General features: G+C 40.9%; 9 protein-coding genes and 2 pseudogenes. All 11 read right to left on the bottom strand.

Features of this window, described 5'->3' with window-relative positions; all coding sequences use genetic code 11:
* Nucleotides 1–156: 156 nt before the first annotated feature.
* Nucleotides 157–1,602: pseudogene (locus RCO84_RS01875) on the bottom strand (alpha-L-fucosidase); the annotation flags it as partial.
* 70 nt (nucleotides 1,603–1,672) lie between these two features.
* Complete coding sequence (locus RCO84_RS01870; RefSeq protein ID WP_317583665.1) at nucleotides 1,673–4,834, bottom strand: glycoside hydrolase family 2 TIM barrel-domain containing protein; 3,162 nt, start codon at nucleotides 4,832–4,834, stop codon at nucleotides 1,673–1,675.
* 13 nt (nucleotides 4,835–4,847) lie between these two features.
* Nucleotides 4,848–7,022 (bottom strand): TonB-dependent receptor, encoded by a 2,175-nt coding sequence (locus RCO84_RS01865; RefSeq protein ID WP_260849777.1) that lies wholly within the window; start codon nucleotides 7,020–7,022, stop codon nucleotides 4,848–4,850.
* 882 nt (nucleotides 7,023–7,904) lie between these two features.
* Nucleotides 7,905–9,467 (bottom strand): DEAD/DEAH box helicase family protein, encoded by a 1,563-nt coding sequence (locus tag RCO84_RS01860; RefSeq protein WP_317583662.1) that lies wholly within the window; start codon nucleotides 9,465–9,467, stop codon nucleotides 7,905–7,907.
* 64 nt (nucleotides 9,468–9,531) lie between these two features.
* Entirely contained in the window at nucleotides 9,532–9,735 is a 204-nt protein-coding gene (locus RCO84_RS01855; RefSeq protein ID WP_317583659.1) for a hypothetical protein, read from the bottom strand.
* Between the two features lie 26 nt (nucleotides 9,736–9,761).
* A complete protein-coding gene (locus RCO84_RS01850) occupies nucleotides 9,762–9,968 on the bottom strand; it encodes a hypothetical protein (RefSeq protein WP_294822299.1) in 207 nt (68 codons plus the stop codon).
* Nucleotides 9,932–11,002, bottom strand: a complete 1,071-nt coding sequence (locus RCO84_RS01845; protein WP_317583656.1) for a hypothetical protein — start codon at nucleotides 11,000–11,002, stop codon at nucleotides 9,932–9,934. The genes RCO84_RS01850 and RCO84_RS01845 overlap by 37 nt, the downstream gene beginning before the upstream one ends.
* A gap of 719 nt (nucleotides 11,003–11,721) precedes the next feature.
* Complete coding sequence (locus RCO84_RS01840) at nucleotides 11,722–12,789, bottom strand: nucleotidyltransferase domain-containing protein (protein ID WP_317583654.1); 1,068 nt, start codon at nucleotides 12,787–12,789, stop codon at nucleotides 11,722–11,724.
* 3 nt (nucleotides 12,790–12,792) lie between these two features.
* A pseudogene (locus RCO84_RS01835) lies at nucleotides 12,793–13,481 on the bottom strand (WecB/TagA/CpsF family glycosyltransferase).
* A 253-nt stretch (nucleotides 13,482–13,734) separates the two neighbouring features.
* Nucleotides 13,735–14,727: an HNH endonuclease gene (locus tag RCO84_RS01825; protein ID WP_288575832.1), complete on the bottom strand. Its 993-nt coding sequence runs from the start codon at nucleotides 14,725–14,727 to the stop codon at nucleotides 13,735–13,737.
* Entirely contained in the window at nucleotides 14,714–16,738 is a 2,025-nt protein-coding gene (locus tag RCO84_RS01820; protein WP_317573361.1) for an AAA family ATPase, read from the bottom strand. Before RCO84_RS01820 ends, RCO84_RS01825 begins: the two co-directional genes overlap by 14 nt.
* Nucleotides 16,739–16,773: the final 35 nt, after the last annotated feature.

The following is a 16,773-nucleotide window of genomic DNA, read 5'->3' as shown; positions in this document are numbered from 1 at the left end:
TTAGCAATAAACTATTTGTTGTTTTCCAGCCATTTTTTAACACACCATAAAGCTCTGATTTGTTCGCTTCTATTGAGAACTTGCCTAATAACAAAATGTCCGCAAAACCAAATTCTTGGAATTGCGGACAAAAATGAATAGTTTTATATAATGTTAGAAAGCTGCAACATTATTAATACATGGTGTACCCTTGGCATCATCGAATACAATGCGAAGACCATTGGTCTTTACCTTGTCAAATCGCAGGATACGCTTGTAACCGATTGTGGTTGTCTCTTCCTTTTGACTGAGCTTTACCCAGTTCTTGCCCTGAAGATAATATACAGTGAATGCTTTCACACGCTGTCCTAAAGGAATATACTCCTGAAGCAAAAGTCGAGATATTTCTCGCTCTTTACCAAGACGGAACTCAATGCTTGCACCCTTAACCTTTTTAGAGGCCCAGAATGTGTCGTATTTTCCGTCATTAACGTTTTTACCGACATTCTTACCTTGCTGGCTGTCCACTTTAGGAGTAACACCTTTAAGGACATTTACAGACATCTCCTGCAGGATTCTCTTGTGGAAGTTAACTGCATTGGCAGAGTCTATTGGATGTATCAGTCCGTCTCTATCAACAGGGAAGTTGAGCAGGAATGTTGCATTGTGTCCCACACTTCTGTAATAAAGGTCACATAACTGATCAACGGTTTTTACCTTACTGTCTTCTTTTTCATGATAGAACCATCCCGGTCTGATAGATACATCGCATTCTGCAGGTGTCCATTGATCACCATTCTCCCAACCGAACTGCAGTTGCTTTGGCTTGTCGTAACCAGGATAAACTGTATTTGAAGGAATCATTGCCCAGTTGGTTTCACCTGCAAATCCATTCTCATTGCCTACCCATCGGCATCCAGGACCACCATCGCCAAAGATGATGGCATTAGGCTGCAAGCTGTCAACAATCTGATACAGTTTGTCAAACTCATAGTAATTCTTGCGGTCAATGGTTCGCTTCTCTGCTGCACCGCCATACCATCCGTCACCACCATTGGCACCATCAAACCAAACCTCGAAAATATCACCATAGTTACTAAGCAACTCTTTGAGCTGTCGCTTATAATACTCTACGTAATATTTGGAACCATAGCTTGTCTGATTTCTATCCCATGGTGAGAGATATACGCCGAATTTCAAACCATACTTCTTGCAAGCTTTTGAGAGTTCTCCAACAAGATCACCTTTACCGTCTTTGTACGGAGAGTTACGGATACAGTAGTCGGTAGTATGAGTTGGCCACAGACAGAAACCGTCATGGTGTTTTGCTGTAATGATGACCCCTTTCATGCCAGCAGCGACAAGAGTTCTTGCCCACTGCTCACAGTCTAATTTCTTTGGATTAAAGGTCTTGACGTCAGAATCACCATATCCCCATTCCTTATCATTGAATGTATTCAATCCGAAATGGATGAAAGCATAGGTCTCCATCTTCTGCCATTCAACCTGTGCTTGACTCGGAACCGGGAGAATAGGTTTCACTCCGTTCTTGCTACTCTGTCCCAAAGTTGTCAGTGCTGTAGTACCCACCAACAAGAGTGTAATGAATAATTTCTTTTTCATTTTTGTTTGATATTTAATGATGTTATAGATTGCAGTCTCACTCTGATTTCTCAGAGTGAGGACTATTTGGTTATCTTACAGGACGAATCACGAATTTGAATGCATAGTCCTGATAAGGAAGCATATATTTCTCAATAGGTAATGCACCCCATGTATTGATACATCCCAATCCCATCTGTCTCTGACTAATGTGTACAGAGGTAAAGTCTCGTGGTACAAGATCTCCAGAATGTTCTTGATTCTTTACCGGTCCGCGGTAAAGATCTGAAGTCAGATAGTTCAGGCTTGAACACTCCATTGGCTCATTGGAGAAAAACTCCAGACCTTTATTGTCTTTTGTCAGAACTTTCCAATATCTTACCTGCGTCTTGTTGCCAGACTCCTGTGGACGGACGTATGGATAATACTGATCCTTTACCAACTGGGTAAAAATGCCCAATCTGTCGGAGTTGTTACGGTCTGCATAATTCTCGTTAGGACCCTTTCCGTAGAATTCAACTCTATCAAACTCCTTAGGCATCTGCAATTCCATTCCATAGCGTAGAAGATTTGGCTTGTTCTCCGCATCAGGATTTACCTTCAGATCTTGTTCAACAGTCAGTTCTCCATTATTATTCAGTGTATAGGTAAGAGTCAGTGTAGACTCTGTTTCTTTGAGATACAACTCGGCAACAACAGAACCATTCTCCTTACGGGTAAAATTCTTCAGTTCCATACTTGGCTTATTCCATGCTGCACTTAATGTAGGCATATGTGAACCAAAATCGTTGTCTGTGCATGCTCTCCAGAAGTCTGGAGTCAAATCAAATCCCCTAACAAGCATAGGTGTTTTGTCAACATCCAAATAAGAAACAAGTCCTGTTGTCTTACTGATGGTAACATCCACACCATTGGCAGAAAGAACGAGATACTTGGCATGATCTACAGCCTTGACTTTGGCTGTTTCAGAGGAATTCAATACAGGGAACTTATAGTCGCTAATCACAAACTGCTGGTGGGCGATTTCTTCATCCTTACTTAGAAGAAGCGAATCACTGTTCAATTTGTACGAAAGATTCAGTGTCTTTTCCTTTCCTCTGTACTTCTTGTCTGCAACTATCTTTGCATATCCAGGAATTGCAATGGTCTTGCGTGTCTGAGGAAGAATATTGTATTTGCCAAGGTTGATTAAACCGTTTGCCATACTTTTTCCCTCTACCTCTATTGAATATACGAGATTTACGTTGTTCAACGGAACAAAGAAGTTCTCGTTGAATACAGAGACAGTACCCTTGACCTTGTTCTCAAGTTTGCTCCAGATGTTCTGATGGAAGTATTTCACTTCGTAAGCATGAGGATTTGGTCTTCTGTCCGGACTAACCAAGCCATTGTTGTTGAAGTTCTGGTCAGACATAGGGAAACGACCATAATCACCGCCATAGGCATAGATCTGATTACCAGTTATCTTGCTCTTGTCGCGCAGACCCTGATCAACAAAATCCCAGATAAAACCACCCTGATACTGAGGATACTGACGGATCAAATCCCAATACTGCTTGAATCCACCCATAGAATTACCCATGGCATGGGCATACTCCTGCTGAAGAAGAGGTTTGTCACAATAGTCCTTTTCCAGATATGCTCTACAACTGTCGTAATCAGCATACATAGGACAGAAAATGTCAGTCTTGCCAGCCTTCAGACCAGCCAACTCGTATGACTCAACAGGACGGGTTTCATCATGCTTGCCTGTTGAACATGCCATTTCGTATTGTACTGGACGAGAACTATCATATGCCTTCACCCAATCGTAGGCATCCTCAATGTTCTTACCATAACCTGCTTCATTACCAAGACTCCACATAATGATACAAGGATGGTTTTTGAGAACCTTCACATTGTGCATGTTACGCTCAATATGTGTCTTGTTGAACAACTCATTTTTAGCCAGAGTCTCTTTACCAAATCCCATTCCGTGGCTTTCCAGATTTGCCTCAGCCATAACATAAATACCATATTCATCACACAAATCATACCAGCGTGGGTCATTTGGATAGTGGCTGGTGCGTATAGCATTGATGTTTAATTGCTTGGCAACCTTTATGTCACGAATCATTTTCTCAACACTGACAACATATCCTCCATCAGGATCTATCTCATGACGGTTCACACCCTTGATCAGAACAGGCTGTCCATTTACCAAGAGCTGTTTTCCCTTGATCTCGATCTTTCTAAAACCGACATTTTGGCGAATGACTTCCAATACTTTATCTCCATCCATCAGTGTCGCTCTGAGTGTGTACAAATTCGGTGTTTCTGCTGTCCATTTGGCTACATTCTGAATGGTTGACTCTACTGTTGAACTGCCACCCTGTAACTGTTGCTTTCTTTCAAAAACCGTATTGCCAGTTTTCTTGTCTATCAATTCTACCAGAACATTCTTTCCATCACATGATTCTGTAGAAAAATGAATGGCAAAGATACCGTCTTTATAATTATCGGACAAGGAAGAGGTTACGTTCAAGTCCTTAATATGTGACTTCGGCTGAGCATAGATATAGTTCTCTCTGGCAATACCGCGAAGTCTCCAATAGTCCTGATCCTCAAAATAAGAGCCATCGCACCATCTCATCAGCTGCATGGCTATCAGATTCTCTTTTCCTGGTTCTACATATTTAGTAATGTCAAATTCCGCAGCAACCTTATTGTCTTCAGCATAGCCAACAAACTTTCCATTTACATATAGGTTGATATTGCTGGAAAATTCGCCGATGTGCAATATTATATTGTCACCATTCCAATTCTCAGGAATTACAATCTTACGTCGGTAAGATCCGACGTAGTTGCCAAGATCCTTCACATAAGGAGGATTTGATTCCCATTCATTTTCCCACTCATATTTTATGTTGGTATATACTGGCACGCTATAGCCATTCAACTCCCAACATCCAGGAATTGGCATCTTACCCCAATTAGAATCATCAAGATTGAGAGAATAGAAATCTAAAGGACGCTCATTGGCATTCTGCACCCAATTGAATTTCCAAATTCCTTCAATAGACAAGAATCTCTTTGAAAGCTTCTTGTCATTTCTGTCAGACAGTTCCTTATTCTCATAGCCGAAGAAATCAGAAACAGGCTCGTTACGATTGATGTTGTTCACCAAAGGGTCATTCCATGGCTCTGTCTTCTGGGCATATACATTACCAGACAAAGCCATAAAAAGTACCATAAAATTGCATAATTTATTCATAATCAATAGGTATTTATAGTTTTATACTTGCTCCAAACTCAACAGTGAAAGGACGAAGATAGCGTCCGGACATTACGTAGCCATTGAATCGCTTGGCTTCTTCCGGACCAATAAGCTCTGAGCCGGATATTGTACCGCTGGCACCTTTTTGGTTCAGGAAGTTGACTACACCAAGGTTGAATGATAATTTGTTGGTAGCATTCCATTTCACACCTGCGAAAGTTTCCCAATGGCCGTTAAACCAAAGGGCATTTGAAAGGTTAGCATACGTTTTTCCAAAATATCTGAAACTGCCCCATACAGTCATCTTATCCTTGTAAAAGGTATAACTTGGGTCAAGCTCAATCAGTATCTGTGGTATTTCCTTGACAATGTTACCAGTGGCATTTAAGTCAGCGGTCTCACCATCATCAAACTTTACTGTCACAGAATAGTCCTTGTATGTTGGTTTCTGATAAGTAAAGAGGGCATGAAGATGCGCACCCTTGAAAGGGTCAAGTTCCACATTGGTTGTCCATCCAACAGTCTGAATGCTATAATTTAATGATGTTGTCTTTGAAATACTAGTGCCAGGTTTGGTTATATCCTGCTGGTCTGTATTGTTCGTCTTCTGAATCCAGGTTATCATTGATGTAACATCAATCCACTTATTGCGATAGTATATACCACCACGGAGCAATGGAATGCGGAGACGCAGGTCCTGCGGTCCCATATTGGAATAATCTGTCATGCGAGGAGAGCGTTCCATTTGAGTGAAGTCAGCGGTGAGTCCCATACCTTTATAAAAGGACCATGTAGCCGAAACTGTAAATGCATAATTGAGCTTATTCTTTGTTCTGTGCTGTGGTGTAATGGTTACACCGTCTGCATTGGTTGCACCGACATACATGTCTGCAAATCGTGCATAAGGCAACTGGTCTACAGACATACGACACCACTCTAAGCGTGCGCCATAGAAGAAACGAAGGCTTTCAATAGGACGCCATTCGTCTGTGAAATATCCTGCTAACTTATTCTCATTACCGATAGCATAGTCTGTAGAAATCTCATTGAATCCATAATAAGTTGTTCTTGCAGTCGGGTCTGAAACCATGGAATGTGATAGAAACTCTGGATACTCCTTTACACTGGCATCCCATTGTGTTGACGCAGACCAGTAGTCTAAGTCAAAGTTCCATTCGTTGAGACCTATTTTAAGATTATGCTGGCCATAGTTTCTCATCACCTCAGAGGTGAGAAGGAAAGATTTTGCCTTTGCAGTATGAAACCAGATTCTTCGACCATCCATCATACCTGTATAAAGCTTTCCATTCTTGTCATAATACGTATTCGTATTACCCTCAACCTTTCCATCTTTGACATTCATGATGGAACTGCCGCCAAAGTCGGCATAGTTAGCATCAACCCAGGTATATTTAGCCTTTGTATCCAAGTTCCATGCATTACCTAAATCCCATTTGAATAATACAGCAAATTCGTGAGATTTGCTTTTGTTCCAATCATTGATAGTAGTGTTTTTCACTTCACCTGTCTTCATATCACGGTACATGAAGTTCTGAGAAGCTGGAACGTATGAAGATGTACCCAATTTAAAGCCGTCCAATTCCGTCACATCACCATTAGTGTGATAGATAAATGGTGCAAACTGGGTTATGGAACCCATACGCTGACTGTTTGAGAACTTGTAGAGAAAAGACAACTGACCTCTGTTTCCCCAATGCTTTGTCAGGGCACCCTTATAAATTTGTGTACGGTCATTATAGTTGGTAAACTTCAAGTCAAAGGTTCCAGGATCAAAGTTTTGATACATATTCAAGGCATAAGTCCAGCCTTTAGCCAGAGGTCCTGAAACGTTCAAATCAAACTGATGCATACCATAATGGTTGCCTTTGTAATTCAAAATACCCTTGAACGTATTACTGCCTAAGTCGCTGAAACTGTTTACTGAATAAGCAATGTTTCCTGTAGCAATGGCTGATTCCTGTGGGTTCATCAATCCTACCTCTGCCAAGCTACCATCACTTCTCCAATGAGCAGATACAGGATGGATGTAAGAAGAATAAACGACAGGTAATCCATTCTCGTACACATTTACATCTTCACTTGGAAGACCTATCTGAATGTAACGAGGTGCATTGGCATCGGATGCATTGAGCATCACATTGCGTTCTGCTTTCTTTTCTACCATTGCTGTGTCAGACTTCTCTTGTGCACTACAAATGCTTGGGATGACCACGCAACAAGATAAGAGCAAAAGTTCCCTTCTCATGACTTTAAAAAATTAATAACGCTAAATACATAATGGATTTATTTCAACCATACATGCAATTACGTTTTATGTCCAATGCACCTATACGGACCCAAAAAACTACTGAACACATACATAAGGGAAACGGTGTTGGTGCAGTACGAGCTACTCAGTCAAACAGTCCTGAACTCCTGAAACATCCTATACAAGCCAGTAGTGGAATACACTTTGTCACGTCCAAGATAATTTTGAAATCTTACTATACGTTATATGCTACCAATGGAATTATTCAGGTGCAGCTGATAATAAGTTTTCTATTTTTATATCCTATTGGGCGGTCTATAACTGCCTTGTATATTTCTAATCCTGATTTTGATATTATAGTATCCAAGTGTGTGTAACCAAGTGCGCTTGTAAACGCCATTTCCTATATGCTTGTTCTTCCCGTCTTTCTCACTCGGCATTCGTCAATTAAGGTAAGGCGTGAAAACGATTGCAAAGATAAGAATCAAATCTTAAAAACCACAAAAAAGTAACTAATATTATTAAATTTTAACGATAGCGACCAAAGCGTTTATCAGATTTCAATATATTCTTACTTGTTGGCACGGATCTTTAACCCGTAACCCTTTAGGAGTAACATCTGTTTTTACGCTATTTGTTGCTTTTTTGTTTACGAAATGATTTGGACATTCAAAAAGGCTACTTGAAAGGACGCTTTGGAGCTATTCCTTTCTTAGCTCATTTAGAGGATTTTAAATGGGAGGACTGACAAATGTCCAGTCTGTTTCTTGCGTTCCATCTTTATATTTTTCTTAGCCGTTACAATTCAATGGTCCTGCTGTAACCATCGTTACCTTTTACTTCAACCGTATGTTCATTCCATCTATATATGTCTTTATATTCCGGAGGTAGGATAATATTACCCCTCCTATCCAATAGTCCATACAAACATCTCTGTATGCCTATTCTGCATTCGGCATAATCACCTCTGAAGTTGGAGATATAAGTGTAGATAGGTTTCACGATGATGTCATCCTTCACCCTCAGCCCCCATCTGCCATCCTGTTGGAAAGGCTCTACATTCTTCAGATATTCATCAAGTTGTTGGATGGTCATCTTCTTCCTTGCCGTATTCGCCTTTTTCACCGTTATCATCTCATCATTCACAGCAATGATGTTCTGCATCTTCTTCACATAGGTTGGAATGATACCCTTGCCAGCCCTCAACCCTGCAAACATACCCTCCCAGTTGCGAGGCTTGTCAGGCAAACCGAACTTGCGGTAGTTACCTACATTGTCGATTATCATGCACACCTTATCCTTATTCTCATGGTTGATACGCAACCCACGCCCCACCATCTGCAGATACTTGGCAAGTGACAGTGTAGGACGGGCCATCTGGATAAACTCCACGTCAGGACAGTCAAACCCCTCATCGAAGAGGTTCACGTTCACCAGACAGTCTATCTCACTGCGCCTAAAAGCCTCCACCATCTCCTTGCGTTTCTTGGCTGGAGTCTTGCTATCGAGAGCGACACTCTTCAATCCGAGCGCATTGTAACATGTCGCTATCGCCTGGGCATGCACAATGTCAATGGCATATACAATTCCCTTCTTGCCGTCAGCATATTTCTTCACGCTGTCGTAGAGCCTTTGGATGGTCTGCGGAATATTCAGTTTCTCGTCCATCTCCTTGATGGCATAGTCGCCATCGCTGCCTCGGCTTTTCAGCTGGTTCACGGTCAACTGATCGTTGGAGTACTTGCCGATAACCACGTAGTCGTAGGGTGCCAGATACCCACGCAGGATAAAGTCGTTGGTACATGGAGATTTCAACAATATCTCGAACAGCTTGCTGAAGGATTTCTTGTTCATGCGGCATGGAGTTGCCGTCATACCGAGTTTCAAGGCTTTTCTATTCCTTTCAAACAGGTCCTGATAGGAGGTTGCTATAGCGTGGTGCGCCTCATCCACTACGATGAGTCCTGGCGTACACTCCGCCCCTTCCAGTTCGTCGATATGTCTGTTCAACCATTGAATGGAGAGCACCCTTATCCTTACTTTCGCTTTCAGCTCCATTTCCTTCTCCCCATAGTCTAGGCAGAATCTGTCCAGCGTCTGTTGCATCTGTTCCACCAGTTCACGCCGGTGCGCCACAATCCACACTTCGCCCGTGTCATGGTTATCAAGAAACCATTTCACCACAGCCGCCATCACGTAAGTCTTTCCCGTACCTGTCGGCATCTGCACCATCACCGAACTGCCTACCCGCTCCTTCTTACCATTCTCATTGTAGAATGTACTGGTAGCAGCAGAGATCAGCACGTTGATGATGTCCTCCAGCATCTTCTGCTGGTAGTCATAAAGTTTGATTTTCTTCATTCAAAAGATTTTTTTCAATAGATTCTCAATATCCTTGATGGCTTTATCAAGGTCAAAAGCTCATTTACCTTTGAAAATCTCCCAACCATAAGACTTCAATTGCTTCAGCATTTTGGATGACATAAAACTCATTGATTTCCTTGCTTCCATCTTTCGCAACGGAGCAAATCCTTTGATATATATCGTAATAGAATGGCACCTCAGCCCGTAAATCCATCGTTGGATAATGCTGATGCTGCCATCTCTCAGCAAATTCTTCTCTTGTCATAATATTAGTCTAAAAAATCAACATTACTATAGGATGCTTCCCAGATAACTCTTGAAATAATATTTGTCGGGATAATCCGCAATAAGCTGTCTGATACCATTCTTGATAATCTTATCTACGACCGCAGATTTCCTCATTACCCTCTCTATTTGTCCCAGCAGCCAGTTGAACTCCTTTGGCTTTTCCTTGAGCAGAGCTAATCTCTTGATGTCCTTGAATAGTATCTCTCCCACAAAGGCATGGTCTTGCTTGGGCACATACTTGATATATTCCGGATAAAGTTCCCACAGGTCCCAATGCTTATGCTCGAACATATCCTTGAGCAAATCCAACCGTTCCTCCTTGATGAGGATCTTGGCTTCAGCATCCTCGCCTTCACCACTTTATCCTCCCATTTCTTGGAGTAGGAGTGAAAGTCATCCTTGTTATCGTCTATCACCTCTACCGCCTTCTTATACTCGCCCCATTCAATGAGGCTGTCGATATAATGGTCACGGATATTCTCGTCATCCCGTTTCTCCCACATCAGCTTCTCTGCCTTTGCACGCTTACCATGGGCTGCCCAGTAATCCGCCTTTTGAATGTAATAGCGATAGTGGAAGTATTTCTCTTTCTTGTTTTTCAGTCGCTTGCTGATATGAGCCAGATACGCCTTTTCATCTTCACCGCAAAGCAACGGCATCTCCTCATCCACAAACCACTCAAAGCGCATGAAATAGTTGTCGCCTATTTCCTCGCATTGCTCAGCAATCTCCCCAAGCATACCCAAACGGGAATCCTCCTCTATCTCATCACTATTGATCAGCAACTCCCTCACCATGTCTGCCGACTGGGTGACAATGTCCTTCAACACCTTGTTTTCCTCTGCCCAAACATCATATCTGGCAGGAGTATAAGCCAGATGGTCGTGCTTAAACTCTCGGCAAGTTATAGTCATCACATATCCAGCAATCAAGGCAGCATCAATCAGATTACCTTTCTTCTTCATACTCTTGGCTTTCCTCATCATTGCCCCCAGGTCTTGCTCTATCTTCCTCCAGTCCAATTGCGGTTGTCCGAATCGTTTGCCCAACACACCAGCATGAGCAAAGCAAGCCTCCACCTGCTCCTTATAGTTACCACGCTCCGGCTTCCAATATTTTTCCACCAAGGCGGTAGCAAAGTCCTCATGCGTAGCTGCATACTGACGAACAAAGCCTTTCATCTCCTTGCCCGATATTTTCGAGAGTACTTTATCTATCTTGTCTATTTGAGTGTTTGTGTTCATAATTCGTTTTATATATTTAACTCTACATTAGGCTTTCTGAGCGGATAACTATAGGGGTATTTTGAAAGGAAGGTGCTAGCAGACCAATTTGCTGCAAAAACATTTTCCCATCATTTGTTAGAACCCATTCAAAAGAATCTTTAGTTATCATATGAGTATTTCCTAATATATGTATTTGAGAAATCAATACAGGTTGCGGTAATTTCATAAAGACATGATTCGTTAGGTCTTGCCATCAAATCACTTATAAATGAGAAGAATTCGATAGAGTCTTCTGAATATTCATTCTTCAGAACTTTTTTACAATCAGAGTTTAGCATATTAATTTCCGAACAAGCTCTCTTATATTGAGAAGACAAAGGAAAAGAATATACATGAACTTCTTCATCTATCATCCAAACACTTTGAGTAATTAAATTTTGTCCACTAGTTCCCTTAGCACGTAATAACGGGATTGTTTCCAATGCGCTGATAATTCTTGGATATGCATGAGACTTTTGAGAATATCCAATAATACTCCTCGTTGAAAAGTATTACTGTCTAGCATATTCAATATTGCCTGTATATTTTTATTCATTTATTATCAATATTGGTTGATTCTTAGAATCAAAACAAAAATTCTGATTACTTTCATTATGTTAGGTATTGTCATGATGAGTAGGGAAGAGGCAAACTTAGTCTTTGTACCCGCATCCCTCATTTTATTTGTGCCTTAACCTCTAGAAGAAATGCCAAACTCTGAAGATAGGCTCGGATAGAGCCTCAGCAGGAAAATACGTCACGAGCCTCATATCCCGATACACTCTTTGGAGATTATGCCCCAGCTTTGATCTTCCGAAGCGATTCCTTTCATCATGCTTACCAAAGTTTCCGGCTTCCAGCACCTCATTCAGCACAAACTTACCATACTTCTCATTAGGAGGGACAATAAGACGAGAGGCATGCATGCCGAACACCTCCTGCATGATATACATGATAGCCCCGGCAAAATTCCACAATCCCAACTCCTTCAATTCCTTCTGCAAGGAAGTTAACATTTCACAGTTAATACTTAACATTGAAAGAACAAAGTAGTAATCCAGAAGCTGCCTTAACCCAATCCCCTCATTCATCAGATGCGAGAAGATATGAGTCAACTGGAAGATGAGATTGAATTCCACTGTCGGAATCGCAATCTCACCTTGCTCTCCCAACATCACCCGATGCGAGAACTGCTCATCCTTCACACTCTCATAATATTTCTGAAGCTTTCTGTTATGCCAGAAGCACAGCAGGAAGCTAGGGCGATAATGCACTTCAACCTCCACACCCTTATACGATGGGAACTCGATGTGGTGATAGCACGCCTTTTCATGAGGCGAGATAGAGCGGACAAATGAGATAACTCGTTTATCTCCACCTTCCACCCAGATATCAATATCACCAGGAGTCCGGGAATAAGGATTCGGATACATCAATGCATTCCCCTGTCCTTTCAGAATACAGGTTCTGAATCCCTTCTTCCTGAACCACTCAGAAACCTGGATGGCAGCATCATTCAGCCGAACATTCGCTTTCTCCAACATCTGGCTTTCCGCCATCCATTGGAGTAGCAACTCCTTCTTCATCCCTACATGTTCAGCAGGCAACTTCTTGATACCATCAAAGAGAACACCCACCAGGCATTGCTTTTGGGCAATAGCATATATCTCCTTCCAATCCGTTTCCTTCAAGGAATCAGGTATCTCCTTGGCAGAGCCAATACAGAATCGCAAGAAATCAAAGAAAATCTTTTGTTGTTTCTTCACAAGTTACTCTTTCACCATGTTCCAGAGGAACAAAGTATTACCGATGATATATCTGCGCCACATACGCTTAGGCTCTTTGATCAAGCGATAGAGCCATTCCAAGCCATGCTCCTGCCACCAGATAGGTGCACGCTCCACGGTACCAGCGAAGAAGTCAAAGACGGCACCGATGGTACCCACATGACAATGGATGTTCAACTCATTCCAATGAGAGTACGTCCACTTCTCCTGCTTAGGCGCCGTCATACCAATCCAAAGCAAATCTGGGTTGGCAGCATTGATGGCATCAATGATAGCCTTGTTGTCCTCATCCGAAAACTCAGGCTTATAAGGAGGCGAATAAGTTACCACCTTCAGGTGAGGATAATCCACGACAGCACGCTTCACAATCAGGTCGAGCACCTTCTGCGAACTACCCATAAACATCACCGTACCACCTTTTTTATCCAGCTTGTCCATCTCGAAGAAGAATAAGTCCCAGCCGGCTATTCTTTCCTTCGGCTGACTCTTAGCCTTAATCCACTTGCACGCCTTCACGATGCTCACGCCATCCGGAATCAACACATCACCATTAGTCAGAGCATCAGCAAAAAGTTGATCCTTCTTTGCGGTGTTAAAAGAGTGAGCATTTACTGTGTTAATGAGCAATTTGCCTCTGGTAATGAGGCTAATTCCGCCTTACTACCCAAAATTGTTAATGTTTTTAAACAAAAGCAACGTCAGCAACTCCTTGTGGCTCTTCAGTCGCAAGGTATCAACGTTGTCAAAATCGAAGCCTACGAATATTCCGATGCCCCAGGCATTAAACATATGTTTTTCTATTTTTCGGATAGCCAAGAAGCCATCCCCTATTTTATGTTAGACAAAAAGGTATGGGAAGAGATTCAGATGGCAATCATGAAAATCTAGCAAGACCAACATATTGTATTACAATAGGAGCTTCGCTCATATCACCCCACCTTCTTTCATTTGTTTGATAGTATCTTGTCTTAATTTTGTCAATGGTTCTTTATGTATATCAGCCTCATTAAGCGACAATTGATTTGATAGATAAGCTATTGCATTTGCCTTTGTATTTTCAAATCCATAGCTTGCTGCCATAGCTTGCACTAGCGAATCATTAGTTTTAAAAGCATTCTCATAAAGTTTAGAAACTTCATTGATACGACCTGCATACAAAGAGTCAATATGGAACATCTTTTCATGATCCTTACTTTCTTTCGTCACTCGCTTTCCGCTACCTTTAAACAATATCTCACTGCAAGTAGGATAAGGACCTATTCCGCAACTTACCTTAGGGACAAAACGGAAAGGAGACAACACCTTATGCTGTTCAGCGTTGACATATAGCCCGAAATCAGAATCTTTCTTTCCCTTATGACCATTACAAATGCCACAAGATGGCTGAAGATTATAGAAACACGTTCCCAAGAAAGGATACTTACTCTGTGGTTGATAATGATCCATCTGATAATAAACCTGCTCATCATTTGAAATTGTGGGTATTACATTGCAGTAAACACAAGTTTTCAATCCCATTTGCTGTTGGATTTCACCCAATATCAACCTTGCATCCTCATAGCGCAAACAAAAAATAATCCTCTCATAAAATGGTGCTTCATGGACTTTGCCTTTACCACTAACACCATAGACCACCTTTCTTGTCAGCATAGTAGGTTCCCGTTGCAATACCACATCATATTTTTGAATATAAGCATTCCAGTCCTTAGGTTCAAGAGTAAGAACAGCAGGATAATCACTTATCAATAAACCAATATAGTCAGTAACCGCAGTCTTGTCTATCCCAGGATTGTGTGCTGCAACATAATTCCTAAGTTTTTCCAAATCATCCACAACTTTTGGGCACTTTACCTTAACTTTTGAAGCATAATCTTGTGCATATCCTCTAATTGTATCATCTATCTCAATCTTTCTCATTTCTCTTCCTCCTATCATCATACAATTGTTGCAACTGCATCTTCAGAAAAGGGTCGCCAATGATTTCCATCAACTTCCAATATTGCTCTTCCCATTTTTCTGTAAAATAGCTATTAGGACGTAAACGAGTAATCATATCTGTCACTTTTCTACGAGCATATTCCCCAGTAAAGCCATTTTTCAAGAAAAAGCTCTGATACAGAATATCACAGATATTGGCAGCAAATGGATTTTTGAAATCTCTAGTATCAGGTACCATTCCGTTTTCCAAATACAAGATATTACACTGTGGAATATCTGATAAGATAAAAGGAGAATGAGTAGCAATCATAATATTAAAAGAAGCATGCCGATTCATGCTCAATCGCTTGATATATCCAAGGAGTTCATCCACGAACCTACGTTGATACTCAGGATGGAAACACATCTCTACTTCATCAAGTATCAGATTAATATGCCTATACTTTACCCTATGAGATTCTTGGATGCTAAGCAAATTCAGAATATGATAGATGTATGTACTGAAAGTATATAGATATTGTCTCTCTCCAGAGCTCATCTGCTCTACCGGAATAGCAAACCTATTCACACGTTCACCATTAACCACCCTATCCATAAATATTTGTGTCTTGAAAAAAGAAGGAGGCAAGTACTCTTGGATGTCTCTCATCTTGCGAGGATACGCCCCTTTAAATACAGGCACCACATAATCTGGATAAGAAATAGACTCAGACCTTAGCCACTGAGAGTTTACACGCCCATCAAGCAAAGCATCTATGAAATGCAAAGTCTGCCTAATCTTTAAAGTAACATGAGATTTATCCTTCAATATAGTCTTAACCAATTCCCAAACAAGAATCCGAGACTCCTCAGTTACATCTTGCACAAACCCATCAAGTTCTCCCAAAATAGCAAACTTTTCATACGAAGGATAACTATTAGCTATTGCAAACGTCTTATATATAAGATATATCGCTGCGGTTCGTTGCATCACATCATCCAAATTCAGATGAGCAGCACAACCATATGCATATAAGATTTCAGAGCCTATATCATGCTCCTCATTAGTTTTTAAGTGAAACTTATGAAACACCTCTTCCTTCACATCATAATCCTTCAAATACTTTTCTTCCAATCCATCTTTGTCAAATGTATAGAGAATACTATTTAGCCTATATTCCTTCATGAATTCCCGATTATGCATTTGAGCATAAATCATAATGGAAGCTAATCTGGAAATCGTCAGACGATGCTCCTTATTGATGTCAAAAACCCCATTGTCACGATAAGGATTCAAAACAATCGGAGTCATATATCCATCATTCTTGTGAAAAAGACTATTGATCCAGCTATTCCCCTTTACTTCAAAAGCATCTTTATCCAAGCTATTACATTTCTCCCAAACAAAATCATTCGCATTAAATGCCTGCAAACTATAGTTAGTAACTATCGAGTAAAAAAGGCTTTCTTTTGCCCATTTCACAAAATCAGACATTAAGACATATTTTACTTCATCATCCAGACCAGGCATATCGAATGCTACCAAAGAAACCACCTTGCCATTTCCAACTTGAAACTCAACTACATTATCAAAACAAGAGATTCTCGCCAATTTTCCATCAATAACATAATAGATTTCAGCATAAAGTCCCTTTATGAAATAGAGAGCATCTGATGACTTACGTCTTTTCCCCCGATTCAACAAGCAGCCCAGATTGTTGATAACTCGATAGATGATTTCGAGCAAGGAAGACTTTCCGCTTCCATTCACTCCCACGATAGCTTGTACATTGATACGTTTACCATAGAAATCTCGTGGCAGCATACTATCACTCAATACTACTTTCTTATTTTCGAGGTAACACCTGTCATTAAGAAAGTAATACTCTTGGCGCAGTCCTTTTTTAAAATTAGCACTGCATTTAGGCAAAATATGAATGGCAGAAATGCAAAAATCATGTATAGGTTGCTCCTCAATAGGAGTAATAAAAAAGTCATTGTAATATTTCATACATACTATTATCAAAGAATATTATGGTAAGATAA

The organism is Segatella copri (assembly GCF_949820605.1).
Lineage (GTDB): Bacteria > Bacteroidota > Bacteroidia > Bacteroidales > Bacteroidaceae > Prevotella.
Note: the sequence above shows the minus strand (reverse complement) of the source record. Positions and strands in the feature narration are given on the sequence as shown.

Excerpts from the sequence above, each read along its gene's own strand:
- RCO84_RS01825 (WP_288575832.1), bottom strand. The coding sequence starts at position 14,727 with ATGAGAAAGATTGAGATAGATGATACAATTAGAGGATATGCACAAGAT.
- RCO84_RS01855 (WP_317583659.1), bottom strand. The coding sequence starts at position 9,735 with ATGACAAGAGAAGAATTTGCTGAGAGATGGCAGCATCAGCATTATCCA.
- RCO84_RS01845 (WP_317583656.1), bottom strand. The coding sequence starts at position 11,002 with ATGAACACAAACACTCAAATAGACAAGATAGATAAAGTACTCTCGAAA.
- RCO84_RS01820 (WP_317573361.1), bottom strand. The coding sequence starts at position 16,738 with ATGAAATATTACAATGACTTTTTTATTACTCCTATTGAGGAGCAACCT.
- RCO84_RS01860 (WP_317583662.1), bottom strand. The coding sequence starts at position 9,467 with ATGAAGAAAATCAAACTTTATGACTACCAGCAGAAGATGCTGGAGGAC.
- RCO84_RS01865 (WP_260849777.1), bottom strand. The coding sequence starts at position 7,022 with ATGGTAGAAAAGAAAGCAGAACGCAATGTGATGCTCAATGCATCCGAT.
- RCO84_RS01870 (WP_317583665.1), bottom strand. The coding sequence starts at position 4,834 with ATGAATAAATTATGCAATTTTATGGTACTTTTTATGGCTTTGTCTGGT.